Source organism: Pseudomonas sp. TWR3-1-1 (assembly GCF_049896545.1).
Classification (GTDB): domain Bacteria; phylum Pseudomonadota; class Gammaproteobacteria; order Pseudomonadales; family Pseudomonadaceae; genus Aquipseudomonas; species Aquipseudomonas weihenstephanensis.
The window spans coordinates 309,008-334,132 of the sequence record NZ_JAFCUO010000001.1; the positions used below are offsets into that span (position 1 = coordinate 309,008).

At 57.6% G+C, this 25,125-nt stretch carries 27 protein-coding genes and 1 riboswitch; of the genes, 17 read left to right on the top strand and 10 right to left on the bottom strand.

What is annotated here, in order from left to right; all coding sequences use genetic code 11:
* Positions 1-208 precede the first annotated feature (208 nt).
* Positions 209-1,834 (bottom strand): ABC transporter substrate-binding protein, encoded by a 1,626-nt coding sequence (locus tag ACP7A4_RS01520; protein WP_048362518.1) that lies wholly within the window; start codon positions 1,832-1,834, stop codon positions 209-211.
* A gap of 417 nt (positions 1,835-2,251) precedes the next feature.
* Entirely contained in the window at positions 2,252-2,971 is a 720-nt protein-coding gene (locus ACP7A4_RS01525) for an SIMPL domain-containing protein (protein WP_426245256.1), read from the bottom strand.
* Between the two features lie 291 nt (positions 2,972-3,262).
* Here ACP7A4_RS01525 and ACP7A4_RS01530 point away from each other — a divergent pair, with 291 nt between their 5' ends.
* From ACP7A4_RS01530 to ACP7A4_RS01550, 5 genes are all read left to right on the top strand, one after another.
* Entirely contained in the window at positions 3,263-4,525 is a 1,263-nt protein-coding gene (locus ACP7A4_RS01530; protein ID WP_059765147.1) for an ATP-binding protein, read from the top strand.
* Positions 4,518-5,078 (top strand): response regulator transcription factor, encoded by a 561-nt coding sequence (locus ACP7A4_RS01535; protein WP_059765145.1) that lies wholly within the window; start codon positions 4,518-4,520, stop codon positions 5,076-5,078. The genes ACP7A4_RS01530 and ACP7A4_RS01535 overlap by 8 nt, the downstream gene beginning before the upstream one ends.
* 104 nt (positions 5,079-5,182) lie before the next feature.
* Positions 5,183-5,677 carry a hypothetical protein gene (locus tag ACP7A4_RS01540; RefSeq protein ID WP_426245259.1) on the top strand — a complete coding sequence of 165 codons (495 nt, stop codon included), beginning with the start codon at positions 5,183-5,185 and terminating at the stop codon, positions 5,675-5,677.
* A 51-nt stretch (positions 5,678-5,728) separates the two neighbouring features.
* On the top strand, positions 5,729-6,019 hold the full coding sequence (locus tag ACP7A4_RS01545; protein ID WP_048362523.1) for a PA4642 family protein: 291 nt from the start codon (positions 5,729-5,731) through the stop codon (positions 6,017-6,019).
* Between the two features lie 265 nt (positions 6,020-6,284).
* Complete coding sequence (locus ACP7A4_RS01550; protein WP_426245261.1) at positions 6,285-6,737, top strand: hypothetical protein; 453 nt, start codon at positions 6,285-6,287, stop codon at positions 6,735-6,737.
* Between the two features lie 94 nt (positions 6,738-6,831).
* On the opposite strand, the gene mqo is transcribed toward ACP7A4_RS01550, so the two are convergent.
* Entirely contained in the window at positions 6,832-8,331 is a 1,500-nt protein-coding gene (gene mqo / locus ACP7A4_RS01555; RefSeq protein ID WP_048362525.1) for a malate dehydrogenase (quinone), read from the bottom strand.
* Between the two features lie 733 nt (positions 8,332-9,064).
* On the bottom strand, positions 9,065-9,298 hold the full coding sequence (locus tag ACP7A4_RS01560; protein WP_238938276.1) for a hypothetical protein: 234 nt from the start codon (positions 9,296-9,298) through the stop codon (positions 9,065-9,067).
* 158 nt (positions 9,299-9,456) lie between these two features.
* On the opposite strand from ACP7A4_RS01560, the gene ACP7A4_RS01565 reads away from it, so the two are divergent.
* On the top strand, positions 9,457-10,041 hold the full coding sequence (locus ACP7A4_RS01565; RefSeq protein ID WP_047273725.1) for a YajG family lipoprotein: 585 nt from the start codon (positions 9,457-9,459) through the stop codon (positions 10,039-10,041).
* Positions 10,042-10,100: 59 nt separating this feature from the next.
* Here ACP7A4_RS01565 and ACP7A4_RS01570 read toward each other — a convergent pair whose 3' ends face one another.
* Positions 10,101-10,307, bottom strand: coding sequence for a hypothetical protein (locus tag ACP7A4_RS01570; RefSeq protein ID WP_048362527.1), 207 nt, complete (start codon positions 10,305-10,307; stop codon positions 10,101-10,103).
* Positions 10,308-10,391: 84 nt separating this feature from the next.
* Positions 10,392-11,555, bottom strand: coding sequence for a 1-acyl-sn-glycerol-3-phosphate acyltransferase (locus ACP7A4_RS01575; RefSeq protein WP_426245264.1), 1,164 nt, complete (start codon positions 11,553-11,555; stop codon positions 10,392-10,394).
* A 108-nt stretch (positions 11,556-11,663) separates the two neighbouring features.
* Between ACP7A4_RS01575 and ACP7A4_RS01580 the strand changes: the two genes are divergently transcribed.
* From ACP7A4_RS01580 to ACP7A4_RS01595, 4 genes are read left to right on the top strand one after another with little or no spacing between them, the layout of a single operon-like run.
* Positions 11,664-11,846 carry a CPXCG motif-containing cysteine-rich protein gene (locus ACP7A4_RS01580; RefSeq protein ID WP_426245266.1) on the top strand — a complete coding sequence of 61 codons (183 nt, stop codon included), beginning with the start codon at positions 11,664-11,666 and terminating at the stop codon, positions 11,844-11,846.
* A 5-nt stretch (positions 11,847-11,851) separates the two neighbouring features.
* Positions 11,852-12,112, top strand: a complete 261-nt coding sequence (locus ACP7A4_RS01585; protein WP_059765127.1) for a putative signal transducing protein — start codon at positions 11,852-11,854, stop codon at positions 12,110-12,112.
* A 48-nt stretch (positions 12,113-12,160) separates the two neighbouring features.
* A complete protein-coding gene (locus ACP7A4_RS01590; RefSeq protein ID WP_059765123.1) occupies positions 12,161-12,787 on the top strand; it encodes an SOS response-associated peptidase in 627 nt (208 codons plus the stop codon).
* A gap of 45 nt (positions 12,788-12,832) precedes the next feature.
* A complete protein-coding gene (locus ACP7A4_RS01595; protein ID WP_059765121.1) occupies positions 12,833-13,654 on the top strand; it encodes a M48 family metallopeptidase in 822 nt (273 codons plus the stop codon).
* A 72-nt stretch (positions 13,655-13,726) separates the two neighbouring features.
* On the opposite strand, the gene ACP7A4_RS01600 is transcribed toward ACP7A4_RS01595, so the two are convergent.
* The 3 genes from ACP7A4_RS01600 to ACP7A4_RS01610 form a co-directional block, all read right to left on the bottom strand.
* Entirely contained in the window at positions 13,727-14,311 is a 585-nt protein-coding gene (locus ACP7A4_RS01600; RefSeq protein ID WP_048363013.1) for a TMEM165/GDT1 family protein, read from the bottom strand.
* A gap of 91 nt (positions 14,312-14,402) precedes the next feature.
* Positions 14,403-14,523: riboswitch (yybP-ykoY riboswitch) on the bottom strand.
* 49 nt (positions 14,524-14,572) lie between these two features.
* Entirely contained in the window at positions 14,573-15,571 is a 999-nt protein-coding gene (locus tag ACP7A4_RS01605) for a methyltransferase (protein WP_426245269.1), read from the bottom strand.
* Positions 15,572-15,601: 30 nt separating this feature from the next.
* On the bottom strand, positions 15,602-16,567 hold the full coding sequence (locus ACP7A4_RS01610; RefSeq protein ID WP_426245271.1) for a 2-hydroxyacid dehydrogenase: 966 nt from the start codon (positions 16,565-16,567) through the stop codon (positions 15,602-15,604).
* 80 nt (positions 16,568-16,647) lie between these two features.
* Between ACP7A4_RS01610 and ACP7A4_RS01615 the strand changes: the two genes are divergently transcribed.
* The 5 genes from ACP7A4_RS01615 (at position 16,648) to ACP7A4_RS01635 (ending at position 22,384) form a co-directional block, all read left to right on the top strand.
* The gene (locus ACP7A4_RS01615) at positions 16,648-17,277 is read left to right on the top strand and encodes a LysE family translocator (RefSeq protein WP_048362535.1); all 630 of its coding nucleotides are present in this window, start codon (positions 16,648-16,650) and stop codon (positions 17,275-17,277) included.
* Between the two features lie 105 nt (positions 17,278-17,382).
* Positions 17,383-19,035, top strand: coding sequence for a fatty acid--CoA ligase (locus ACP7A4_RS01620; RefSeq protein WP_426245273.1), 1,653 nt, complete (start codon positions 17,383-17,385; stop codon positions 19,033-19,035).
* 92 nt (positions 19,036-19,127) lie between these two features.
* Positions 19,128-20,894, top strand: a complete 1,767-nt coding sequence (locus tag ACP7A4_RS01625; RefSeq protein ID WP_426245275.1) for a DUF1302 domain-containing protein — start codon at positions 19,128-19,130, stop codon at positions 20,892-20,894.
* Between the two features lie 31 nt (positions 20,895-20,925).
* On the top strand, positions 20,926-21,567 hold the full coding sequence (locus ACP7A4_RS01630; RefSeq protein WP_059765113.1) for an MBL fold metallo-hydrolase: 642 nt from the start codon (positions 20,926-20,928) through the stop codon (positions 21,565-21,567).
* A gap of 100 nt (positions 21,568-21,667) precedes the next feature.
* Complete coding sequence (locus ACP7A4_RS01635) at positions 21,668-22,384, top strand: OmpA family protein (RefSeq protein WP_059765111.1); 717 nt, start codon at positions 21,668-21,670, stop codon at positions 22,382-22,384.
* Between the two features lie 114 nt (positions 22,385-22,498).
* Here ACP7A4_RS01635 and ACP7A4_RS01640 read toward each other — a convergent pair whose 3' ends face one another.
* Positions 22,499-22,933, bottom strand: coding sequence for a YhcB family protein (locus ACP7A4_RS01640; RefSeq protein ID WP_048362539.1), 435 nt, complete (start codon positions 22,931-22,933; stop codon positions 22,499-22,501).
* Positions 22,934-23,072: 139 nt separating this feature from the next.
* On the opposite strand from ACP7A4_RS01640, the gene ACP7A4_RS01645 reads away from it, so the two are divergent.
* Positions 23,073-23,708: an alpha/beta hydrolase gene (locus ACP7A4_RS01645; RefSeq protein ID WP_426245278.1), complete on the top strand. Its 636-nt coding sequence runs from the start codon at positions 23,073-23,075 to the stop codon at positions 23,706-23,708.
* A gap of 24 nt (positions 23,709-23,732) precedes the next feature.
* A complete protein-coding gene (locus ACP7A4_RS01650; protein WP_059765107.1) occupies positions 23,733-25,088 on the top strand; it encodes a tryptophan--tRNA ligase in 1,356 nt (451 codons plus the stop codon).
* Positions 25,089-25,125: the final 37 nt, after the last annotated feature.

Below are 25,125 nucleotides of genomic sequence, written 5' to 3' on the forward strand. Positions count from 1 at the left end.
TGACTCCCGGCGCTGTTCGCGGGTGGCTCAAAGACGTTAAGAGGTCAAAGAGCCGCCGTAAATGCGTCGGGCCTGACAAGTTCGTAGGAAATATCTCGGCGTCCTATAGCTTTCTCTGTAGTACAGAGTGGCTTAAGGATGAGGGGGATTTCCGCCGTCCTGGCAGATAAGTGAATGCGACTTACAGGTCGCATTCACCGGTCCTTTTTTACTTGCTGATGCCTACGCCGTAGAAGGACGTCAGACCGAGTGGGCTGATCTTGAAGTCCTGTACGTTGCTGCGCATCGGCTGATACACCGTCGAGTGTGCGATAGGTGTCATCGGAACCTGATCTTTGAGCAGGTGTTGCGCCTGTTTGTAGAGCTTGGTGCGTTCGGCCACGTCGGTGGTGGCTTTGGCCGCCTTGATCAGCGCGTCGAACTGGGGGTTACACCACTTGGAGAAGTTGTTGCCGTTGATGGCGTCGCAACCAAACAGGGTGCCGAGCCAGTTGTCCGGGTCACCGTTGTCACCGCTCCAACCGATCAACATCGCGCCGTTTTCCCCGCCTTTGGAACGCTTGATGTACTCGCCCCATTCGTAGGTGACGATCTTGGCCTTGATGCCGATCTTGTCCCAGTCCGATTGCAGCATTTCGGCCATCAGCTTGGCGTTGGGGTTGTACGGGCGTTGTACCGGCATGGCCCACAGGGTGATTTCTGTGCCGGGTTTGATGCCTGCTTCTTTGAGCAACTCTTTGGCTTTTTCAGGGTTGTACGGTGCATCTTTGATGGTGTCGTCGTAGGACCATTGCGTTGGCGGCATGCCGTTGACGGCCAGTTGGCCAGCGCCCTGGTACACCGAATCAATGATTTGCTGTTTGTTGACGGCCATGTCCAGTGCCTGACGCACCTTGAGCTGGGCCATCGGGTTAGGCTCGTTGCTGCCCTTGACCTTGTCCATCACGTTGTAAGCGATGTAACCCACGTTGAAGCCCGGTTTATCAGGCATTTGCAGGGCTTTATCGGCTTTCAGGGCGGCGAGGTCAGCAGGGCGCGGGTAAATCGTGACTTGGCATTCGTTCTTTTTCAGCTTTTGGATACGCACCGACGGGTCGGTGGTGATGGCGAAAATCAGGTTGTCGATTTTGACGTCTTCGGGCTTCCAGTAATCTTTGTTACCGGTGTAACGGATGTTGGAATCTTTCTGATAGCTCTTGAAGACAAACGGCCCGGTGCCAATCGGCTTTTGGTTGATGTCAGCCGGTCGGCCTTCCTTGAGCAGTTTGTCGGCGTATTCAGCCGATTCGATAGAAGCGAAGTGCATGGCCATGTTCTGGATGAACGCGGCATCGACGGTGTTCAGGGTGAACTTGACGGTTTTGTCGTCAAGTTTTTCCACCTTGGCGATGTTTTTATCCATGCCCATGTCGGTGAAATACGGGAATTCGGTGGGGTAGGCCTTACGGAACGGCATGTCTTTATCGAGCATGCGGTTGAAGGTGAACAGCACGTCATCTGCGTTGAAATCGCGTGTAGGCGTGAAGTATGGCGTGGTGTGGAACTTGACGCCGTCACGCAGGTGAAAGGTGTAGGTCAAGTTGTCCGGGGAGATATCCCAGCTCGTCGCCAAGCCAGGCTCAACCTGTGTACTGCCACGTTCGAACTGGCTCAGGCGGTTGTAAATGGTTTCGGCCGACGCATCGAAGTCGGTACCGGTGGTGTATTGGCCCGGGTCAAAACCGGCTGGGCTGCCTTCAGAGCAAAACACCAGATTGGTCGCTGCGTGAGCGAAAGGTGCGCTTGCCAGCAGGCTGGCGCCCACTAAAAACGGAATGACCGCGTGTTTGAACATGGTGGCCTCATGATTTTTGTCATTTTTGGTTTGAGGGCGACCTTGTGAGTCGACCCGGCGATACTTATGCACGGCCTATACCCAATGCAAGATGTCTTAGCCGTTGAACGCAATTTTCGTGGAACGATCGTACAGGAATGTCGCATTTATGTAATTTATGACGCATTTGATCGTTTGCGCGCCGATTTTAGAAGCATTTCGTTACAGGTTTTGCCGCTACGCAGTCACCGGTTGCACTGTTTTAGGTCGGGGGTGTTACTTATCTAGACTCTCGCCTTGAAAAGATGTCAGCTGATAACGATTAACTGTGTAAGTCATATCTTTATATTGATTCAGACGTGTCTTAGGCTTTTTCGCCTACGAAAAAGCCCCTGGAGCGCAGCCGCTTCAGGGGCTTTTTCAAGGGGGGGAAGGGCGTTATTGCATTTGCACTTCAATCACCCCGTCAGCGCTCATGCTGACTTCGCTGGTGCCCGCCTCAACGTCTGGGGTGGGTGCCGCCGCCATGTCAGCAGAAGCGGCTTTCATCATCATCGCGCTGCGCATGTAGGGTTGCGGATAACCGTTGCTGTTGAGGTTCAGGCTGACGATTTTGTAACCCTTGCCGCCCAGCGCATCGGTGGCCAGTTGCGCGCGAGTCTTGAACGCATTCACGGCATCTTTGAGCAGGGTGTCTTCACTGGTTTTGCGCGCAGCATTACCGACCGCGAATTGCATGTTGCCCATTTTCAGGGTTTGCATCAGGTCGCCGGTGAGCTTGGACAGGGCTGCGAAGTCTGCACTTTCCAGGCGCAGTTCGGCGCGTTCACGCCAGCCCGTGATCTTCTGGGTTTTGTTGTCGTAGATCGGGTAGCTGTTACGGCTGCCCTGGCGCAACGTCACGTCTTTAACCTGCTTGGCCTGGCCAATCGCCTTGTTCATGGCGGTGGTGATTTCTGCGGCCAGCTTGGCGGCGTCGGTGTTTTGCGCTTCGGTGTACAAGGTCACGATCATCAGATCGCGCGGCACTTCCTGGCTGGCTTCGGCGCGCAACGAGATCTGGTTGTAATGCAGGTCATCGGCGGCCAGCGCGGGCAGACTGGCCAGTGCGCCAATGCTCAGGGTCAGAAGGGCGGCAGTACGAGGGAACATAGACATGAAGGCTCCTTGGGTGAGGTACGCAGGTGTGGTCATGCAGGCCTGCGTCTGAGCAATAAGACTCTGATAAATGGATTTCAGTTCGCCCGATTACATTTTTGATACATATACCCAGGTGTCAAGGCGCCAACGCTCGTGAAGGCATGGACGGGGTTGTCCGCTCAAACCAGGCGCGTGAGTAGCCGTATTCTGTAAAAAAACACTGTGGCTCATTGCCGCACGTTTGCCTGTGGTGCCATCAGCTTGGTTATACTCCCGGCGATCCGCCTGGAGCGCTCATCAGGAGAGCTCATGCTCGCCCCCGTACAGTTAATGTCTGCGACACGTCAGAACCTCTGGCGCCTTACGCTTATCCGCACCTTGGTGCTCGCTGCTCAAGCGGGTTCGGTGGGGATCGCCTACCTGTTTGATTTGTTGCCGCTGCCCTGGTTTCAGCTCTGCGTGACCCTCGGCTGCTCGATGCTGTTGTGTGCTTTTACCGCGATCCGGTTGCGCACCACGTGGCCGGTGACCGAGTTGGAATACGCGTTGCAACTGGCCTGTGATCTGTTTATCCACAGTGCCTTGCTGTATTTTTCGGGCGGCTCCACCAACCCGTTTGTTTCGTATTACCTGGTGCCGCTGACCATTGCTGCGGTCACGCTGCCGTGGCGGTTTTCGGTGGTGCTGTCGGGGATCGCGCTGGCGCTGTACACCTTGCTGCTGGTGCAATCCTATCCCCTGGACACCGTTGCGTTCTTCCGCGAAAAACTACAGATCTACGGCATGTGGCTGAGTTTTGCCTTGTCGGCTGCCGTGATCACGTTCTTCGCCGCCAAAATGGCCGAAGAGCTGCGTCGTCAAGAGGAACTGCGAGCCTTGCGCCGTGAAGAAGGTCTGCGAGACAAGCAACTTTTGGCCGTGGCCACCCAAGCCGCTGGCGCTGCTCACGAGCTGGGTACACCGTTGTCGACCATGAGTGTGCTGATCAAAGAGATGCGCCGCGAACACCCTGATCCAGACTTGCAAGACGACCTGAGCGTGCTGCAAGACCAGGTCCAGCTGTGCAAGCAAACCTTGCAACAATTGGTGCGCGCAGCCGAAGCCAATCGTCGTCTGGCGGTTGAGGTGCAGGACGTCACTCAATGGCTGGATGAAGCACTCAATCGCTGGCATTTGATGCGCCCCGAAGCGACGTATCGCTTTCAGTGCCTGGGCCATGCGCCGATCCCGCGTCTGGCACCGCCGCCCGATTTAACCCAGGCGCTGCTTAACCTGCTCAATAACGCGGCGGATGCCTGCCCGGAAGGGCTTGAAGTGACCGTGGATTGGGATGCTGTGGATTTGACCATCAGTATTCGTGACCACGGTGCAGGTGTACCGTTGGCCATCGCCGAACAAATTGGCAAACCCTTTTTTACCACCAAGGGCAAAGGTTTCGGCCTGGGCCTATTCTTGAGCAAAGCCAGCGTGACACGCGCTGGTGGCTCGGTAAAACTCTACAGTCACGAGGATGGCGGCACGCTCACCGAGCTGCGCCTGCCCCGTGTCGCCCGAGGAAACGAAAATGAGTGAAGAAATTCAGGTCGAAGGCGAAGAACTGCCGCATTTGCTGCTGGTTGACGACGACGCCACGTTCACCCGCGTGATGGCACGCGCCATGAGCCGACGCGGTTTTCGCGTGAGCACCGCAGGCTCTGCCGAAGAGGGGCTGTTACTGGCCCAGCAGGACCTTCCCGACTATGCCGCGCTGGACCTGAAAATGGACGGCGATTCGGGGTTGGTTTTGCTGCCTAAATTGCTGGAACTTGACCCGGAAATGCGCGTGGTGATCCTCACCGGTTATTCGAGCATCGCCACCGCTGTTGAGGCCATCAAGCGCGGCGCCTGCAACTACCTGTGCAAACCCGCCGACGCCGATGACGTGCTCGCGGCACTGCTGAGCCAGCACGCCGATCTGGATGCGCTGGTGCCGGATAACCCCATGTCGGTTGACCGCTTGCAGTGGGAGCACATCCAGCGCGTACTGGGTGAGCACGAAGGCAATATCTCCGCCACTGCCCGCGCATTGGGCATGCACCGCCGGACCTTGCAACGCAAATTGCAAAAGCGCCCCGTGCGCCGCTGAGTCAACCTGCACTCAGGTTGTACGCCTCTGTGAAACCGGTCGCGCAGACCGGTTTACAGCGCGAGCCCATGCTAGAGTGCTGGCTTCGTCTCTCGGAGCTGGTCATGAGCCGTTTAACCCGTTGTGTTGCCTCTTTTGTGTTGGTGGCCAGTCTGCCTTTGGCGGCCGCGCCCGTGAGCACTTCGCCTTTGCATGCGCAGTTTTTGCCTGCCGATGACCTGCAATTGCGCACCGAGAAACCCGATCAGCAACAGCTGATGCTGGTCACCTCTTATTCCGTCGTAGTGGGCAGCCAGCGCCAGTCCAATCAACAGCCGATTCCGGTGACGTCGCCATTGTTGGTGCGCTTGAAAGGTAAGCCGATGAGTCAGGGCGCCACAGTGCGTGAGGTGTTGATTTCGTTCGATGGTGAAAGTAAAAGCCTGAAAAAGCCCGCCTTCGACAGTAAGACCAAAACCCTGACGCTGTCATACCCGGTCGCCCAGTATCGGGTGGTCATGGATTTGCTGCGTAACGACACGCTCTATTGCCAGTTTCTGACGTACGCCAATGGTCATATCTGGGCCGACTTGCACACCGGCAGCGTGCGTGCGCGCTGAGGCTTGGGTAAACTGCGTGCCCCGTGAAGTATCAGCAAGCTGGAGTCGGACATGCGTAAAGATAAGAAGCAGTTGATTGGTGATGAGATTGGCGATGAACAGATCAAGTTGTTCCTCGACTTCGAGCCTGTGGACGCCACTTCACCTTCGCTGCATAAACTGGTCAAAGCGTACCGTGGTTTGCGTATTGATGATTTCGAACGTTTCCTGACCTTTTTCAAAGAAGCGGGCTACGACCTGGATGGTAAAGACGAACACGGCCAAACCTTCGTCGACATCATCAAGGACCAGCGCAACGCGGCCGACTATATCCAACTGATCGAGACTGCTCGCAACGCGTAGCCGTTGCCTAAGGCGACGTCCGATTGCACAGCAATCGTCAATTTCACCTGCGCGATTTTTCAGCATGGCGTGACTTGATTTGACGGCGGCGTTGCCGCCGGATGCCGCCGCGCTTATTCCCTCTAGTGTTTAAAGACCCATCCCACGCCGCTTGCACCGTTTGCGGCGGGGCGCTTTTGCGTGGGCGAACAATACTCAAATCGACAGTTAGCCTGTTAACCGCTCATCAGGACGATGAGCCCTTCTACTGAAAAGGACTTCTACCATGAAACGAATCCCTGATTTTTTGGCCCGCCTTTTTTTGGGTCTGCTGCTTGGCGGGCTGGGTTCGGCCGCGCTGGCCATTGACGAAATACTGGAGGTCGAAATTCATAATGCGACGTCCGCAGCGATCTCACCGGGCAAAGATTTCTCGTGGCTCGACAACACGCAGGCGACGGGACATGACTTTGTGATTGAGCCGGGACACAGCCAGGAATTGACCTATTACCTGCCGCAGTCGCGGGGCAATGAGTCGTTTAGCTATCAGCAAGGGGAGCGCGTGTGCGGGTTCGGCTTCAGTCACCTTGAGCCGGGAAGCGCCAACATAAACCGTCGGGTTTATGCCAAGTCTATGGGGCAGGTTGCGAGCGTGTGTGGGGCCGATTTGATCGCAATCACAGACGACGATGACTTTGTCAGTAATGGCGGCAGCCGGGTGTTGTTCACCATGAAATAGGCGTTGCGCCTGTCATGCGCTTTTGCGGTGCAACAAAAAAGCCCGCGCCCCAAAAAGGGGCGAGGGCTTTGTGGGCTGCTTACATCAAGCGGCCTTATGCGATGCTGTTGCTCGGTTCGACCAGCTCAAGCAGTTGCGAATTACGTGTGCTGATTTCGCGGTACAGCTCGGCGTCTGTCTCCAGGGTTTTTTCCCGTGCCGGGAAAATTTCCTTGAGCTTGGTGGCCCATTCGCCTGTAGCTCGTTGCGCGAAGCAGCGCTCGATCAGGTCAAGCATGATCGAAACCGTCACCGAGGCACCGGGGGAGGCGCCCAGCAGCGCAGCCAGCGAGCCGTCTTTGGCCGCCACCAGCTCAGTACCAAATTGCAGCACGCCGCCTTTTTTCGGGTCCTTTTTGATGATCTGAACCCGCTGGCCCGCAATCTCAAGGCGCCAGTCTTCGGCTTTGGCCTGTGGATAAAAGCGACGCAGGGATTCGAGGCGCTGCTCCATTGATTGGCGTACTTCACTGACCAGGTACTTGGTCAGGTCCATGTTGTCGCGAGCGACGGCGAGCATGGGGCCGATGTTGCCCAGACGGATCGACATCGGCAGGTCAAGGAACGAGCCGTGCTTGAGGAACTTAGTGGTGAAACCGGCATACGGCCCGAACAGCAGCGACTTTTTGCCATCAACCACACGGGTGTCCAGGTGCGGCACTGACATCGGTGGCGAACCCACGGCTGCCTGGCTGTAAACCTTGGCCTGGTGAAGCTTGACCACCTCCGGATTGTCGCAACGCAGCCACTGGCCACTGACCGGGAAGCCGCCGTAACCTTTGCTTTCTTCGATGCCCGAGGCTTGCAGCAGCGGCAAGGCCGCGCCACCGGCGCCCAAGAACACGAACTTGGCATCAATGTGGCGCGTGTTGCCGCTGTTGATGTCTTTGATGCTCACGGTCCAGCCGCTGCCATTACGCTTGAGGCCGGTGACTTTCTTGCTGTATTTGATCTGGGTGTCGGGAGCGCTGGCCAGATGCTTGAGCAATTGCTTGGTCAGGGCGCCGAAATTGACGTCGGTGCCGTGCATCACACGGGTCGCCGAGATGACTTCGTCCGCAGGGCGGCCCGGCATCATCAGCGGCATCCATTCGGCCATTTTGGCTTTGTCTTCGGTGTATTCCATGTCGGCAAACGCATGGTGCTTGCTCAGCACCTCAAAACGTTTTTTCAGGAAGGACACACCTTTTTCGCCTTGCACGTAGCTCAGGTGAGGAACTGGGCTAATGAAGGATTTGCACGAACCGAAGGTCCCTTGTTGCGCCAAATAGGCCCAAAACTGTTTCGAGACTTCGAACTGGGCATTGATATGCACCGCTTTTTTGATGTCGATCGAACCGTCAGCCGCTTGCGGCGTGTAGTTCAATTCGCACAGTCCGGCATGGCCGGTGCCAGCGTTGTTCCACGGGTTGGAACTCTCCGCAGCGCCTGAGTCCATCTGCTCTACTACTTCCAGCGACATGCCGGGGTCGAGCTCTTTGAGCAGTACGGCGAGGGTGGCACTCATGATGCCCGCTCCAACCAGTACTACATCGACTGCTTCGTTATGCGCCATTAACGCGTCTCCAAAATCTACGGCACCAAATTGACGGCATAGCTGCCAGGTGTTCCGAGGCGTGGATCAGGTAGAGCCTCAGGTCACGCGTGGCCAGGATCGCCATGTCCGATTCATCGCAATTGCTTGCTGCTTCAGCGGACGCCACCAACCGGGCCTTGAAGGTTCATATGAACGCATTTCAGGGCGCCGGAGGCAATTCGACTTAAGGTCAAGAGCGTCCGTTTGTGCAACCAAATCCGTAAGGCGGACAGGTTTCAGTCTTGTGCGGTAAAGCTGACTTCGAACCTGCTGGATGGGGCAGTAACAGACGCTAATGGTGCATGTTCAGACGCAAAACTTTTCATTTGCTCGCCACACTCTTGTGAAGTTGTGAAAACCCGTTTTTTTCACGCTCTTTTGAAGACGTGAACCTCAAAAAAGGGCTGCCGCATGCCTGGCACCAAACCCGTGAACGACCTGCAATACAGGTGCGGCAAAACGGGCGAACGCAGTGGCCGAGCAGCATGGCAGCTCTGCAGATTGTTTAGAGGGGTGTGCACGATCAACAGCAAGCGCGCCGGCTCTACACAATCTGTGTGGGCGGCTCTCTGTGGGCGGTTTGGGGTGCCAATACACGCGTATTAGCGGTGTTGCGAGGCCCGATCAGGAGACGTCCTTATAATCGGGGGGAGATTGTAGCGAAGAAACGCGGGCAATTGATCCTGTTAAATGACTTTTATTGGTGTTTGAGTCAAACACCTAACAGCGGTTGCACCCTTGAGCGCGTTGCAGGCGAGGCCACGCGGGCGTTAGCGGGTAATACCTGGTGCAACCAATTGAGGCGAACTTCTTCAATTTCGACCCAGTTGTCGCCAGCCGGAGGCTTTATGCATTGTTTAAAGGCCTGGCAGCGGCCTGATGCATCCAGACGGACAAAGCAGCGATGTGGGCGAGTAACGCTCAGTAACAACCCTAGCCAGCTCATGGCAAGTCCCTCTTGAGTGAATGTGTAGAACATTGCCACGCAGACATGACGCACTGATGTATCGGCCATGACAGACCAGTGACAGCAAGCGGCTGGTTCACAGGTGCGCAGCACCGCTATACTGGCGGCCGGTTTTACCCAGTCCTGGAGAGATGAGCATGTTGCAACGCCTGTTGTTCGGTTTGATCACTGTGACCAGTTTGACCCTGGTCGGCTGCGCCCACAGCCCGCAACAACTTAGCCCGCAACCAAAACTGACCACGCAGCTCGCACCGGTCGGTCGCGGTCAGCCTGTGGTGGTGCGAGTGGTGGATGGCCGTCCGTCCCCCACCTTGGGCACGCGCGGTGGCATGTACCCTGAGACCAGCGCCATCAGTGTCAGCAGTGCGGACCTGATCCCGAAACTGCAAGCCCAGGCTGAAGCCGCTGTGCGTTTGTTGGGCTACACCCCGACGACCAATGCGATGAATGCCCCGCAACTGACCGTGACCCTGGCTGAGCTGAAGTATCAGTCGCCAAAGGACTCGATGTACGTGACTGAAGCGACCATTGGCGCAACCTTCCGTTCTGACGTGAAGAATGGCGGCCGCACCTACAGTGGTCGTTATGGCGCGTCCCTTGACCAGCGCTTCGGTATGGCACCGAATCAGGAAACCAATACCAAACTGGTGAGCGATGTACTGAGCGATGCCCTGACCCGCGTGTTTAAAGACCCGTCGGTAGGTCGTCTGCTGGGCGAGTAACCGTTCAACAGCAAAAAGCCCGAACTCGTTGAGTTCGGGCTTTTTTGTGCGCGCAGGGTTCAGGCAGCTTGCGCATACAACTCAAGTTGACTGACGCCGGTGAGCATATCCAGTTCGGGCAGGTCGGCATGGGTGTGACCACTCAGCGCGCAATACACCAGCCAGTGACGATCCTGAACGTTGAACGCTAAACCTTCGATCAGCGCCTGCTGCTCATCGTTGGGCGTAATGCGATAAAGGTGGTCCTGGTTTTCGGCGTGCAGCATGACAAACTCCGTGTCGGTCTAGAGGGGCCACAGAATGACCTCTCTGGAAGACGATACGGTGACAGCACACTTTAAGGGTGGAGATTAAAGCGCCAGACCAGCCTTGATGCGGTATTGGTTGCGTACCGGCATTGCATATTGCAGCACCAGATAGGGCCGGTGTTCTACCGGGCAGGCGTCCAGGCGGCGTTGCCATTCCTGATGGGCCTTGGCCAGTTCATCGGCGGGGAACACGTCGCTCGCCACCGGCACCTGCAATTGCGGGTCAGCTTCGGCCCATTGCGCGTAGGCCAGGTAATGCGCGGGGAACAGTCGGTATCCCGTCAGGATCTGACGATCCATTTCGGCGGCCAGCAGTTTGCTGTCTTCGAAAACATCAGTGATCGGCGCTGCGAAGTTTACGTGTACCCGGCCTTTGTAGCCGGTGATGCCGTTGGCGATGCTGGTGTCATCTTCGCCCGGTGCCTTGCTGTACGTGCCGGTTGTGGCGCGGATGTACAGTTCACGCGCTTTGGCCTGATCACACGGGTCGTATTCATAGCTGATCGACACCGGGGTCATGTTCAGTGATTGAATGACTTCGCCGAAGGGTTCGCTTTTACGGCTCATGTGAAACATCTTGAGGATTGCCGAGTCAGTGCGGTCGTCACCGTCTTTTGCACGGCCTTCGGCTTGAGCAATCCAGATGGACACACCATCGTTGCGGATCGAATGGTTGATGTACGCCGACAGCAATTGGTAAGCCGCGAGTTTTTCGCGGCGACCTGTGATCGAGCGGTGCACGATGAAGCTCTTGTTCAGGCGCATCAGGTCGCTGACAAAGGGTTTTTGCAGCAAGTTATCGCCGATGGCGATGCGCGGCGTCGGCAGGCCCGCATGGTAGACCGCGTAGTTGACGAATGCCGGGTCCATCACGATGTCGCGGTGGTTGGCCAAAAACAGATAGGCGGTGCCCGACTTCAGGTTTTCAACGCCGGTATAGGTCACGCCGTCGGTTGCGTGTTCAATCGTGCGATCGACGTAGACCTCGACCTTGTCTTGTAATGAGGCGACAGAGTTAACCCCTGCGAACTCTTTTCGCAGTCGATGCGCTATAAGAGGTTTTAACAGCCAGCCGAAAGCGCCAGCCAGGCGCGGGAAGCGAAAGTGGGTAAGGATATCTAGAAACGCCTTGTCGCTGAGCAGCCGGGCCAGCACTGCTGGGACTTCGGCGTCGTCGTAAGGTCGGATGGTATCGAATTGGCCCATCATGCTCTCTTGTTGGAAACGGCTAGGGTAAGTAAACAAGGCAGGCCAAAAATAATAGCCCTGCAAATAGACCGGCGATTATACGCACAAGTTACTTTGGAGACCGCGATGCATGAAACCGAACAGTACGACTGCCCTTATTGCGGTGAGCGGGTAGATGCGCAGCTTGATCTTTCCGGTGGCGATCAAACCTACATTGAAAACTGCCCTGCGTGTCGTCGACCGATCTGCTTCACGCTTCAGATTCACGGTGATGAGTGGATGCTCGATGTACGCACTGATACCGAGTAATGGCCATGCAGCGCATTTATGAGCCGCAAAGCTTGATGGAAGCCGAGCTGTTGTTGGGCATGCTCGCCAGCGAAGGCGTACCGGCCTGCCTTCAGGGGCGTGACCTGGTGGGTGGGATGGGCGAGTTGCCGGCATTGGGGCTGTTGGGTTTGGCGGTGGCCGACGATCAAGCGCTTTACGCGCGCGAGCTGATCGATGCGTACAATGCGGCCTCACCCGTAGCGGGCGACGAGCCCGAGAGTTTTCCGGATGTGCTGGTCTGTTAAAAAGACCGTTTTTTCACCGCTATCTATATAGAAGAGTTGTGCTGGCCCATGTGTGGACGTTTTGCCCTGTTTCGTTGGAATCCTGCATTTGCCGCTTTGCCCGGTTTTCCGGCGGATCAGCAAGCGCAGTGGAATATTTCGCCCAATGACTCGGTATTGATCCTGCGGGCGGGGGCGCAGCCGGATCAGCGCACGTTGGCCCGGGCGCGTTGGGGCCTGACTCCGGCCTGGTTGACTGACCTGTCCCGCACGCCTGCGCATGCGCGCGCGGAGACCCTGGCCGAACAACCCATGTTTCGTGATGCCTTTCGTCAGCGTCGCTGTTTGCTGCCGGCCAACGGCTTTTATGAATGGCGCGGCTCCACGCGTAAGCGTCCGTATTGGCTGACACCGGGTGAAGGTGCATCACTGTTTTTTGCAGCGATTTGGGAAGCCTATCCGGTGGAAGGTCACGAGTGGTTGAGCACTGCGGTCATCACTCAGGCGGCCGCCAGTCAGCGGCGGCCGTTGATTCTGGACGAAGAGGGTCAGCGGGCGTGGCTGGACCCCGAAACCCCGCTGCATGTGTTGCAAGCCCTGCTGGCCAGCCCGCAATCGGCGCTGCGTGAGCGGCCGTTGGCCAACCTGGTCAATGATCCCAAACTCAATGCGCCGGAATGTCTGACGCCGGGTTGAGGGGTGTGTCTGCTACGATACGCGCCATCTTTATGGAGAGTCGTGATGGGTAAGTTAGCGGTAGTGTGCGTGGTCGGCGCAGGGCTGTTGCTCGGCGGGTGTCAGGCGGTCAACACGACCAAGGCGGGTGCGGTCGGGGTTGAGCGCAAGCAATACATGTTCAGCATGCTCTCCAGCCAGCAGGTCGATCAGATGTACGCGCAGTCGTACCAGCAAACGGTCAGCGAGGCGAATACCAAAGGCGCATTGGACAAAACCAGCGCCAACGCTAAACGCTTGCAGGCCATCGCTAACCGACTGATTGCCCAGGCACCGGCGTTTCGCCCGGATGCTGCGCAATGGGATTGGGAGGTCAACCTGATCAAGAGTGATGAACTCAACGCCAACTGCGGCCCTGGCGGCAAAATCATCTTTTATAGCGGGATCATTGATCAGCTCAAGCTGAGCGACGATGAAATCGCCGCGATCATGGGTCATGAGATTGCTCACGCCTTGCGTGAACACGGTCGCGAGTCCATGTCCAAAGCCTATGGCATTGAAATCGCCAAGCAGGGGGCGGGCGCGTTGTTGGGCTTGGGGCAAGACAGCATGCAATTAGCCGATACCGTGGTTAATTACAGCCTGACCTTGCCTAACAGCCGCAGCAACGAAAACGAGGCGGATCTGATCGGTCTTGAGTTGGCGGCTCGTGCGGGCTACAACCCGAACGCTGCGATCACCTTGTGGCAGAAAATGGCTCAGGAGTCGCAGAACGCGCCACCTGAATTCATGAGCACTCACCCGGCGTCCAGCAGCCGGATTGCAGCATTGGAAGCGGCGATTCCCAAGGTGATGCCGCTTTATCAACAGGCGCCGAAAACCCAGTAACGGCAGGCCTCTCACCCCCGCCCTCTGCTTTTGGTAGAGGGCGGGGGTGAGGGCAGATTTCAAACCGGGCGCTTAAACCCAGCCACTGATCACCATGGCCTTGTACACGGCCACGGCAGCCAAGACGACAAACGCCCCCGCAGCCAGGCGACGGATCAGGGTCAGCGGTAGTTTGTCGGCCGCAAAATTACCCGCCAATACCACTGGCACGTTGGCAATCAGCATGCCCAGCGTGGTGCCGATAATCACCAGCCACAAATCGGGGTACTGCGCCGCCAGCATGACGGTTGCCACTTGGGTCTTGTCGCCGATTTCAGCAATGAAGAAAGTGATCAGGGTGGTCACGAAAGGGCCGTACTTGCGTGCGGTACTGGCTTCGTCGTCGTCCATCTTGTCCGGCACCAGCGTCCACAAGGCGGTGGCGGTAAAGCTCGCCGCAAGAATCCAGTGCAGCATTGCATCGCTGAAGAAGGTGCTGAACCAGGCGCCAACGGCACCCGCCGCCGCATGGTTGGCCAGGGTCGCGACCACGATGCCGGCAATAATGGGCCAGGGCTTGCGAAAGCGCGCAGCGAGAATGAGTGCGAGCAGTTGCGTCTTGTCGCCGATTTCGGCCAAGGCAACGATTGCAGTAGGAACAAGTAAGGAGTCGAGCATCATCAGGTGGTTTCCAGGGGCGGGTCGACACGGCTATGACACGTACAGCCTTCCCGCCCCGGGTAAGGTGTTCGTGTCATAGGTCTTGTCAAACCCCAGTCCGTCTGTGCGGACACCTGGGTCGCATACGCCATGGTCTGTTGACCAAGTATGTTGACGTATGCCGGATGAGCGTGAAGCTCAGAGGAGACTACTCCCCTAGGACGGAGCGGATTCTGCCTATGCAAATCCGATCCGGCAAGCCTTGTTTTTCAAATCGTCTTATCGACGCTTGGCGCTGTAAATCCGAAATCCCTGGCCTTGGGCCTTGACCGCGCAGGCGCCAAAGTGCTCTTCGATCAGGGGCTGGTAGCGCAGGAAGCTGTTGGCAACAATCCGAAGTTCGCCACCTGATTTCAGATGTTTGACCGCTTTTTTCAGCAAGTTCTCGGTGGCGTGGTAGTCCGTGTGGACGCCGACATGGAACGGTGGGTTGCTCAAAATTGAGTTCAAACCCATCGGCGCCGCATCAATACCGTCGCCGGTAATCACTTCGGCTTCCAGGCCATTGGCGGCCAATGTCAAACGGCTGCTGGCGGTGGCGAATGCATCCACGTCGAGCAGCGTGACAGTGTTGTGCGGATAGCGACGTTTGACGGCGGCCCCGAGCACGCCCGCACCGCAGCCGAAGTCCAGCACATGGCCGCTGGGCAGTTTGTCGAGGTTTTCGAGCAGCAAAGCACTGCCACGGTCCAGACGGCCGTGGCTGAATACGCCCGGCAAGCTGACGACGTTGAGCGGACCTTCGGCCAGCGGCAGTTCGTAATGTTGCGCCAGTTGGGCCAGTACAGGAGCGGCGGGTGCGGTGTCCACGGTGACTTGCCACAGTTGGCAATGCCGCGCGCTGTCGAGTTTGCGCGGTTTGCCGAACGCGGCCAGCTGTTTGGATGCGCCTTCAATGCCCCCTTTCTTTTCACCGACCAAAAACACATCGGCATTGGGCAAGCGGGCGGCCACGGCGTTAAGGACGTAGTCGCTCAGTTCTTTGGACTTGGGCAAAAACACCACGGCGGTGTCAAACGAGCGCTCGGGTAATTCAACCCCGAAGTGCACGCGCCCGGCAAAGCGGGCGTCCAGTGCGGTTTGATCGCCTGCGTGCCAGCACCAACCGTGAGCATTGGGTAACTGGCCCAGCAAATCGTCCGGCGGCAGGCCGACTAACAGCACCTCACCTTGAAAGTATTCGGGCTGGCGAAGCAGTACTTCACTGCGCGGATCCATAATCTGCTCCTCAAAAAGGGGCGCAGTTTATCAACTGACGACCCGCAGCGCTGTACCGTTGAAGAACGCTTGGGCGTTTTCGCTTAATTGCCCCACGATTCGCTGCCGGGCTTCGCGGCTGCCCCAGGCGCTGTGCGGGGTAATGATCAGACGCGGGATGTCAGCCGCCAGCAACGGGTTGCCGTCGCGTGGCGGTTCAACGCTTAACACGTCGGTGGCAGCACCGCCTAAATGGCCACTGCGCAAGGCATCGGCCAGGGCCTGTTCGTCGATCATCCCGCCGCGCGCGGTGTTGATGACGAAGGCGCCGGGCTTGAGCAATGCCAACTGCGGGGCGCCGATAAAGTGATGCGTGTGCTCATTGAGCGGGCAGTGAAAGGTCACGGCATCGACCTGGGGCAGCAGTTCGTTCAGGGCCAAGCGATCGGGGCGAGCAGGGCGGCCCGGGATCTGCCCGAGCAAAACGCGCATGCCAAACGCTTCGGCCAGTTTTGCCACGGCGCTGCCCAGTTCGCCATGACCGAACAGGCCGAGGGTTTTGCCTTCTAGCTCAACAATCGGGAAGTCCAGCAGGCAGAATTGTTTGGCGGTTTGCCATTCGCCTGCGGACACGGCTTTTTGGTAGTCGATTACGCGCGTGGCCAGTGCCAGCAGCAACATCAAGGTGTGCTGTGCCACTGAGGGGGTGCCGTAACCCTGGCAGTTGGCGACAACCATGCCGTGCGCCCGGGCAGCCTCAAGGTCAATGTTGTTGGTGCCCGTGGCAGCGACCAAAATCAGCTTCAGGTCCGGACACTGGGCGAGGGTGTCGGCGTTCAACAGGATTTTATTGCTGATGACCACGCTGGCACCTTGCAAGCGTTCGACCACGTTGGCTGGCGTCGTGTCGGTGTACAGCTGCAACGCGTTGAAACACTGGCGCAGGGGGCTGAGGTCAAGATCGCCCAGGTCCAGTGAGGGGTGATCGAGGAATACGGCGCGGTGAGTGTTCGTCATCAACTGTACCTTTTGTACTGTGAAATGAAGGCGTAATGTGGCGAGACTATCAGAAGAAACAATTTGTAATGGAGCCGTGCATGTATTGGACAGAATTCTTGACCGTCGCCCTGATTCACCTGTTGGCGGTGGCCAGCCCAGGGCCGGATTTTGCCGTAGTAGTGCGTGAAAGTGTGACCCACGGTCGCCGCGCGGGCATGTTTACGGCGTTCGGAGTGGGCACGGCGATTTTTGTCCATGTGGGGTATTCGCTGCTGGGTATCGGCATCATTGTGTCGCAGTCGATTGTGCTGTTTAACGCCTTGAAATGGCTGGCAGCCGCTTACCTGCTGTACATCGGTATCAAGGCACTGCGGGCCAAACCGGCTGACCCGGCGGCGCTTGCCACGGCCCTGCCGGTGGGCGAGCGCACCGCACGCGGCGCCTTTACCTCGGGCTTTGTGACCAATGGTTTGAACCCCAAGGCCACGTTGTTCTTCTTGTCGTTGTTCACCGTGGTCATCAACCCGCACACGCCGTTGTCGATTCAGGCGGGGTACGGCGTGTATCTGGCAGTTGCCACGGGGCTGTGGTTTTGCATGGTGGCAATGCTGTTTAGCCATCAGCGTGTGCGCACCGGTTTTGCACGTATGGGGCATTGGTTTGACCGCACCATGGGCGCAGTGCTGGTCGCGCTGGGGGTGAAACTGGCCTTTACCGAAATGAACTGACGTGTTTTGAAACCCAATCACGGTTGTGAATGATTGGGTTTTTTTCGCGGGCGACTAGAGTTAACCCCAAGACGACGCTGATCGTTCACTCATTGGGGGTCATTCATGTTGCAGACTCGCGTTATTGCGCCTACTCCAGCGGCGTATACAGCTGCGCTGCTGATCAAGCAATTATTGTGGTCGGGGCGCCGCTACGAAGCCTCGCGTGAAATCGTTTATCGCGACCAGCGCCGCTACACCTACGACACGCTCAATGAACGTATTGCCCGGCTGGCCAATGTACTGACTCGCGCCGGGGTCAAGGCGGGTGACACGGTGGCGGTCATGGATTGGGACAGCCATCGCTACCTTGAGTGCATGTTTGCTATCCCGATGCTCGGCGCCGTGGTCCACACCATTAACGTCCGTTTATCGCCCGAACAAATCCTCTACACGATGAATCACGCGCAAGACCGCCTGGTGCTGGTCAACAGTGATTTCGTCGCGCTGTATCAGTCCATCGCCCCGCAATTATTGACCGTCGACAAAACCCTGCTGTTGACCGACACCCCGCAGGAGGAGGCTCAGTTGCCTGATTGCGTTGGCGAATACGAGCAACTGTTGGCAGCGGCCAGCCCTGACTATGCCTTCGAAGACTTCGACGAGAACTCGGTAGCCACGACCTTTTACACCACCGGCACGACCGGCAATCCCAAGGGGGTGTATTTCACTCATCGTCAGTTAGTGCTGCACACCCTGGGTGTTTCGACGATCCTGGGCAGCGTGCCGGCTGAGCGGCTGTTGGGCAGCAGCGATGTGTACATGCCGATCACCCCGATGTTCCATGTGCATGCGTGGGGCATGCCGTACCTGGCGACAATGTTGGGGCTTAAACAGGTGTATCCGGGGCGTTACGAACCTGAACAGTTGGTGGCATTGTGGCGTCGCGAGCAGGTGACGTTTTCTCATTGCGTGCCCACCATTTTGCAGATGTTGCTTAACGCCCAAGGCGCGCAGGGCACTGACTTCAAGGGGTGGAAAATCATTGTCGGCGGCAGTGCTTTGAGTCGCACCCTGTACCGCGCGGCCAAGGCTCGCGGCATCGAGTTGACCGGGGCTTATGGTATGTCCGAAACCGGGCCGCTGGTGTCTTGCGCACACCTGGACGATGCGGCTTGGGCCGGTTCAACCGAAGAGCGCATTAGCCACCGGATACGTGCCGGGGTGCCCGGGCCATTGGTGCAAGTCGGCATTGTTGACGAGCACGGGCGGTTTCTCCCGCACGATGGCGAAACGCAAGGTGAGTTGGTGCTGCGCGCCCCATGGTTAACCGGCAGCTATTTGTATGAACCCGAGAAAGGCGCGCAATTGTGGGCGCAAGGCTGGCTGCACACCGGCGACGTGGCGACCCTCGACAGTCGGGGCGAAATCGACATCCGTGACCGGATCAAAGACGTCATAAAAAGTGGCGGCGAATGGGTGTCATCGCTTGAGCTGGAAGACCTGATCAGCCGTCACCCGGCCGTGCGTGAAGTGGCTGTGGTCGGGGTGCCGGATGCGCAGTGGGGCGAGCGGCCGGTAGCGATGCTGGTCGTGGCCGCCGACGCTGATTTCGACGCGGCGATGCTCAAAGTTCACCTCCAGCCCTTTGTTGACGCGGGTACGATCCGCCCGTGGGCGATTCCGGCCAGCCTGGCGCTGGTCGATGAAATCCCTAAAACCAGCGTCGGCAAGCTGGATAAAAAACGTATTCGGGGGCAATTGACCTCGTTTGCCTAGCCGCTGCGTGCTGCGTCACCGTTGATCTTGTCAAAATCTGGTTTTCCTTCATCCTTGCGGGCTTATTGCGACGTGCCCACGGAGAAGTATCAATGCCCTCAGTCCACCGGTTCTGGCGCCGAGCCCAACTGCCACTGGCAGTCAGTTTCGCCGCGACGCTCGCCGGGCCTGCCTGGGGCGTGAGTTCTAATGTGGGCGATGTTGAGGTTCAGCTGGATTCCGAGTTGTCGATCGGCGCCAGTTGGTCCACTGCCAAGGCCGATCATTCGCTGATCGGCGCCAACAACGGTGGCACCGGTCACTCGCAGATCTCGGACGATGGCCGTCTTAATTTCAAGCGCGGCCAAACCTTCTCCAAAGTGTTGATGGGTGTTCACGGCCTGGAGTTGAAGTACGGCGACAGCGGTCTTTATGTACGCGGCAAGTATTGGTACGACTTCGAACTGCAGGATGACAGCCGCCCATTCAAAGACATCAGTGACAAGGGTCGCAAGGCATCAGCGCAGTCGGCTGGCGCGCAGTGGCTGGACGCGTTCGTGTACCACAACTATGTCATTGCCGATCAGCCAGGCGCCGTGCGTTTGGGTAAGCAAGTGGTCAACTGGGGTGAAGGCGCGTTTATCGGCGGCGGTATAAATGCTATCAACCCGACGCAGATGGCGGCCTATCGTCGACCGGGCACTGAATACAAAGACGGTCTGGTGCCGGTCAATCTTTTCTACCTATCGCAGAACCTCACGGACACACTGTCGGTTGAGGCGTTCTATCAGCTGGATTGGGAGCAGTCGGAGGTCGACAACTGCGGTACGTTTTTTTCTCAGTCGGACGTGATCGCCGATGGTTGCAGTGCTAATTACCGGGTGATGAGCAAGCGCTCGGCTTTGGAAGTGGCTGATTTGGCGGCGCTGACGTCGGTGGGTGTCGATGTCAACGGCGAGGGCGTACTGGTGCGGCGCGACGCTGATCGCAATGCACGCAACAGTGGCCAGTTCGGACTGGCCTTGCACTACCTGTTCGACCCGTTGGACACCGAGTTCGGCGCCTTCTTCATGAACTATCACAGCCGCGACCCGATCATCAGCGGGCGTGCAGCCCCTCAGTCGGTTTACAACGCCGCGGCAGCTGCGGGTGGTTTAGCGCCGATGGTCGTGGCGGGCAACGCCCGTTACTACGTTGAGTACCCTGAAGACATCCGCTTGTACGGCGTGAGTTTCGCCACCACTTTGTCCACAGGCACGGCCTGGAAAGGTGAGTTGAGCTATCGCCCCAACGCGCCTGTGCAACTCAATACCGACGATTTGCTGTACGCCAATGTGACGCTGCTGCCAGGCTTGGCGGATGCGTCGCCCTTGAGCGTGACAGCGGGAGGCGATTCGGCGGGCTATCGGCGTAAAGAGATCACCCAGTTTCAGACATCGCTGACTCACATTCTGGACAATGCGATGGGTGCCAATCGGCTGATTCTGATTGGCGAAGTCGGTATCACCCACGTTGGCGGGCTCGAAAGCCGCTCAGACGCGCGCTACGGCCGCGATCCGGTGTTCGGGCAGGCGGGTGACGATGGTTTTACCACCGCCAACGCATGGGGCTATCGCGCACGGGCTGTGTGGGAATACAACAGCGTGTTGCCGGGCATCAATCTCAAACCGAACGTGGCGTGGTCCCACGATGTGAGCGGCTACTCGCCCGGACCGTCTGCCACCTTCGAAGAGGGTCGTAAAGCGGTGAGTGTGGGCGTTGATGCGCAATACCAGAACACCTACACCAGCAGCCTCTCGTACACCAATTTCTTTGGCGGGCGCTACAACACGTTGAGCGACCGCGACTTCATGGCATTGAGTGTCGGGGTGAAGTTTTGAACCGTTTTAATCTGCTTTGGATATTTGAATCATGAATGCTGCGACAGCCTTGATCCGCGATACCTTTCCCGTCGGCCCGTTACAGTGCAATTGCACGATCATCGGCGATCCTGTGACTAAAAAGGCCATTGTGGTCGATCCGGGTGGCGATCATGAATTGATCCTGGCGCGGCTTGAGAAACACGGATTGAAGGTGGTCAGCATTATTCACACGCACGCGCATCTGGATCATTTTCTGGCGTCTGGCCAGCTTAAGGAAAAGACCGGCGCGACGTTGCACCTGCACAAGGACGACCAGTTTTTGTGGGACAACCTAAAGATGCAGTGCGAGCTGTTTGGTGTTCCCTACACGCCGGTACCCGCGCCGGATCGCTGGCTTTCAGACGATGAAGAATTGGCTTGCGGCTGTGGTGTCGCACTGCACACACCGGGACATACGCCCGGCTCCATGAGCTTTTGGTTTGCCGATGCGAAATTGCTGATTGCGGGCGATACGTTATTTCGGCGTGGGGTAGGGCGAACCGATTTGTGGGGTGGCGATCAGGCAACTATCGTACGTTCCATCAAGCAACGTCTGTACACGTTGGACGAAGACGCCACAGTGATTACAGGCCATGGCCCCGACACTCGCCTGGGCGATGAAATGCGCAACAACCCGTTTGTACGCGCTTGAGAAATAGATGGAATTTTTACCGTTGGTCGTGTTCAAACGCCAACAGAGGTCCATTGCCAACGGCCTTTGCCTCCAGAAAGTATTGAGTAGGAGCTTCACCATGTTTATTTCGCGTCGTTTGATTGTGGCCGCAAGCGCTGTTGCGTTGCTGGCTGGCTGCGCCTCGCCTAACCCGTATGACAATCAAGGTCAGGCGTCTTCTGGTATGAGCAAAACTGCCAAATACGGTGGTCTGGGGGCCTTGGCCGGTGCTGTCGCGGGTGCGGCCATCGACCACAACAACCGTGGCAAGGGTGCTCTGATCGGTGCTGCGGTGGCGGGCCTGGGTGCAGCCGGTTATGGCTACTACGCTGACAAGCAAGAAGCCGCATTGCGCGCAAGCATGGCCAATACCGGGGTTGAGGTGCAGCGCCAAGGTGACAACATCACCTTGGTGATGCCGGGCAATATCACTTTTGCGACCAGTTCTGCGAACATCTCGCCAAGCTTTTATCAGCCGCTCAATAGCCTGGCCAACTCGCTCAAGCAGCTCAATAACCAGCAACAGATTCAGATTGTGGGTTACACCGACAGCACGGGTAACTACAACTTCAACATGCAGTTGTCTCAGCAGCGTGCGCAAAGTGTAGCGACCTACCTGACGTCTCAGGGTGTTAGCGGTCAGTACCTGTCAGTCACGGGTAAAGGCCCGGCGGACCCGATTGCCAGCAACGCCACAGTGGATGGCCGCGCACAAAACCGTCGCGTACAGATCACCCTGGCGCCGATTCCGGGCATGAACTACCAGCAGCAGGGTCAAGTCCAGCAGTACCCATAAGGTTAATGCCTTGTGGTCGCAGCCTCAGGCAGCGGCTACAAAAAGCGTTCAACAAAAAGCCCCGCGATCTTTATGAGGTCGCGGGGCTTTTTGTTGAACGCTTTGCCGGATGAATTACTTCTTCAGGCCGTAATGCTCGTCGAGCATGCCGGGGGCGTTCGGGGTTTTTGGTGCGTAATCCAACGGCGGCTCTGAGCTGTGCGGCGGGGTAAGACGCTCGCGGTGCGGTTGAGGCGCTTCGGAGTGCAGTGCGGCCAGCAGGCGTTGGCGAGTCTGCTCGTCCAGGGCCAAGCGGTTGGCACCCTCGGCGAGGTGGTCTTGCACCTCCTGATAGCTCTGCGTGAGTTTTTTCACCAGATTGGCGGTGCTGTTGAAGTGGGTAACCACTTCACTTTGATAACTGTCAAAACGTTCCTGGATGTCATCTAGCTGGCGCTGCGTGCGGTTAGGCGCGGCATTGGGCAGCAAACGAGCGACCAGAAAACCTATGGCGACACCTGCAACCAAGGCGAGAGTCGGCAACAACCAAATCAAGAGCGAGTGTTCCACGAGTCCTTCCTCTATAAACGGCTTTGCTTTACGTTAACGGCTCGGACCTGCGCTGTATACCGCGATGCACTCGCAAATATGTCAGACAGAATCTATCAGCTAGACGAGTCGACCCAATTTGAGGTCACGGAGTTCCTTCTTGCTTACCCGCGAAACCCCCCTTGTGATTGATGGCCCGGTTGGCCAATTGGAAGCTTTATACCTTGATTGTGATGAGCCACGCGGCGTTGCGTTGCTGTGCCACCCTAATCCGGTACAGGGCGGGACGATGTTGAATAAAGTCGTTTCAACCCTTCAGCGCACGGCGCGCGATGCTGGCCTGGTGACCTTACGGTTTAATTACCGGGGTACAGGCGCCAGTGCCGGTAGTCATGACATGGGCACCGGCGAAGTGGATGACGCGCTCGCAGCCGCCCAGTGGCTACGTGCCAAACACCCAGACTTGCCGATGACCTTGTTGGGGTTCTCGTTCGGCGGCTTTGTGGCAGCCAGTCTGGGCGGGCGACTTGAAGCCCGGGGCGAAACACTTAAGCACGTATTTATGATTGCCCCGGCGGTGATGCGTTTGCGTGACGAAGATGCCTTGCCTCACAACGGCTCGTTGACCGTTATCCAGCCCGAAACCGACGAAGTGATCGACCCGCAGCGGGTGTATGACTGGTCCCAACAGCTCTCGCGCCCCCATGAGCTGCTGAAAGTGGCAGAATGCGGGCACTTTTTTCACGGCAAGCTGACGGATCTTAAGGATTTGGTGCTGCCACGCCTTTCGAATTGATTGCAGTCTGATAAGCGATTACCTATGACCACTCGTACTCGAATCCTCACCGGTATCACCACCACCGGTACGCCGCACCTGGGCAACTATGCCGGTGCCATTCGCCCGGCCATCGTGGCCAGCCGTGACAGCAATGCCGACTCGTTTTACTTTTTGGCTGACTATCACGCCCTGATCAAATGCGACGACCCGCAGCGTATTCAACGCTCGCGTCAGGAAATCGCGGCAACCTGGCTGGCCTCCGGTCTGGATGTCGAGCGCGTGACGTTTTATCGCCAGTCCGATATCCCGGAAATCCCTGAGCTGGCCTGGCTGTTGACCTGTGTGGCGGCCAAAGGCTTGCTCAACCGTGCGCACGCCTACAAGGCATCGGTAGACAAAAATCTCGAAAACGGCGAAGACCCGGATGCGGGCATCACCATGGGCCTGTACAGCTACCCGGTACTGATGGCTGCCGACATCCTGATGTTCAACGCCAACAAGGTGCCGGTCGGTCGTGACCAAATCCAGCACGTTGAAATGGCCCGCGACATTGGTCAGCGCTTCAATCATCTGTTTGGCAATGGCAAAGAGTTTTTCGCCATGCCTGAAGCCCTGATCGAAGAAAGCGTCGCGACCTTGCCGGGTCTCGATGGTCGCAAAATGTCCAAAAGCTACGACAACACCATTCCGTTGTTTACCAGCGCGAAGGACATGAAGAGCGCGATTTCGCGCATCGTCACCGACTCCAAAGCGCCGGGCGAAGCCAAAGATCCTGATAACTCGCACCTCTTCACCTTGTATCAGGCGTTCTCCACCCCTGAGCAGTCGGCCGAGTTCCGCAGCGAGTTGTTGCAGGGGCTGGGTTGGGGTGAAGCCAAGGAGCGCCTGTTCAAGCTGCTGGACGCCGAATTGGGTGAGCCACGCGAGCGCTATCACGATCTGATGTCGCGCCCCAGCGACATGGAAGACATTTTGCTGGCGGGCGCGCAGAAGGCTCGCAAAACCGCGACGCCGTTCCTGGCGCAACTGCGTGAGGCGGTTGGCCTGCGTTCATTTGTCAGTGCCGCGCAAAACACCACGGCCGCCAAGAAAAAAGCCGTAAAAGGCCCGCGTTTTGTCAGCTTTCGTGATGAAGACGCCAGCTTCCGTTTCCGTTTGCTGACGGCGGACGGTGAGCAATTGTTGCTCTCGCGCAGCTTTGCCGATGGCAAAACTGCCGGTCAGATCACCAAGCAGCTGCAATCGGGTGAGCCGCTGGATGTGCGTCATGAAGGCTTGGGCTTCAGCGTTTGGCTGGACGGCGAGTGCGTTGCGCACAGTCCTGCTTTTGCCGACTGTGCCACCCGTGACCTCGCTATCGACGCCTTGCGGTTGGCGCTGGTGCCTGTCCAGGACTAAGAAAGTGCGGCGTTTTGCCTCAGGTTTAATTGCCATT

Coding starts and splice junctions, on each gene's coding strand:
- ACP7A4_RS01520 (WP_048362518.1), bottom strand. CDS start 1,834: ATGTTCAAACACGCGGTCATTCCGTTTTTAGTGGGCGCCAGCCTGCTG.
- ACP7A4_RS01525 (WP_426245256.1), bottom strand. CDS start 2,971: ATGTCTATGTTCCCTCGTACTGCCGCCCTTCTGACCCTGAGCATTGGC.
- ACP7A4_RS01530 (WP_059765147.1), top strand. CDS start 3,263: ATGCTCGCCCCCGTACAGTTAATGTCTGCGACACGTCAGAACCTCTGG.
- ACP7A4_RS01535 (WP_059765145.1), top strand. CDS start 4,518: ATGAGTGAAGAAATTCAGGTCGAAGGCGAAGAACTGCCGCATTTGCTG.
- ACP7A4_RS01540 (WP_426245259.1), top strand. CDS start 5,183: ATGAGCCGTTTAACCCGTTGTGTTGCCTCTTTTGTGTTGGTGGCCAGT.
- ACP7A4_RS01545 (WP_048362523.1), top strand. CDS start 5,729: ATGCGTAAAGATAAGAAGCAGTTGATTGGTGATGAGATTGGCGATGAA.
- ACP7A4_RS01550 (WP_426245261.1), top strand. CDS start 6,285: ATGAAACGAATCCCTGATTTTTTGGCCCGCCTTTTTTTGGGTCTGCTG.
- mqo (WP_048362525.1), bottom strand. CDS start 8,331: ATGGCGCATAACGAAGCAGTCGATGTAGTACTGGTTGGAGCGGGCATC.
- ACP7A4_RS01560 (WP_238938276.1), bottom strand. CDS start 9,298: ATGAGCTGGCTAGGGTTGTTACTGAGCGTTACTCGCCCACATCGCTGC.
- ACP7A4_RS01565 (WP_047273725.1), top strand. CDS start 9,457: ATGTTGCAACGCCTGTTGTTCGGTTTGATCACTGTGACCAGTTTGACC.
- ACP7A4_RS01570 (WP_048362527.1), bottom strand. CDS start 10,307: ATGCTGCACGCCGAAAACCAGGACCACCTTTATCGCATTACGCCCAAC.
- ACP7A4_RS01575 (WP_426245264.1), bottom strand. CDS start 11,555: ATGGGCCAATTCGATACCATCCGACCTTACGACGACGCCGAAGTCCCA.
- ACP7A4_RS01580 (WP_426245266.1), top strand. CDS start 11,664: ATGCATGAAACCGAACAGTACGACTGCCCTTATTGCGGTGAGCGGGTA.
- ACP7A4_RS01585 (WP_059765127.1), top strand. CDS start 11,852: ATGCAGCGCATTTATGAGCCGCAAAGCTTGATGGAAGCCGAGCTGTTG.
- ACP7A4_RS01590 (WP_059765123.1), top strand. CDS start 12,161: ATGTGTGGACGTTTTGCCCTGTTTCGTTGGAATCCTGCATTTGCCGCT.
- ACP7A4_RS01595 (WP_059765121.1), top strand. CDS start 12,833: ATGGGTAAGTTAGCGGTAGTGTGCGTGGTCGGCGCAGGGCTGTTGCTC.
- ACP7A4_RS01600 (WP_048363013.1), bottom strand. CDS start 14,311: ATGCTCGACTCCTTACTTGTTCCTACTGCAATCGTTGCCTTGGCCGAA.
- ACP7A4_RS01605 (WP_426245269.1), bottom strand. CDS start 15,571: ATGGATCCGCGCAGTGAAGTACTGCTTCGCCAGCCCGAATACTTTCAA.
- ACP7A4_RS01610 (WP_426245271.1), bottom strand. CDS start 16,567: ATGACGAACACTCACCGCGCCGTATTCCTCGATCACCCCTCACTGGAC.
- ACP7A4_RS01615 (WP_048362535.1), top strand. CDS start 16,648: ATGTATTGGACAGAATTCTTGACCGTCGCCCTGATTCACCTGTTGGCG.
- ACP7A4_RS01620 (WP_426245273.1), top strand. CDS start 17,383: ATGTTGCAGACTCGCGTTATTGCGCCTACTCCAGCGGCGTATACAGCT.
- ACP7A4_RS01625 (WP_426245275.1), top strand. CDS start 19,128: ATGCCCTCAGTCCACCGGTTCTGGCGCCGAGCCCAACTGCCACTGGCA.
- ACP7A4_RS01630 (WP_059765113.1), top strand. CDS start 20,926: ATGAATGCTGCGACAGCCTTGATCCGCGATACCTTTCCCGTCGGCCCG.
- ACP7A4_RS01635 (WP_059765111.1), top strand. CDS start 21,668: ATGTTTATTTCGCGTCGTTTGATTGTGGCCGCAAGCGCTGTTGCGTTG.
- ACP7A4_RS01650 (WP_059765107.1), top strand. CDS start 23,733: ATGACCACTCGTACTCGAATCCTCACCGGTATCACCACCACCGGTACG.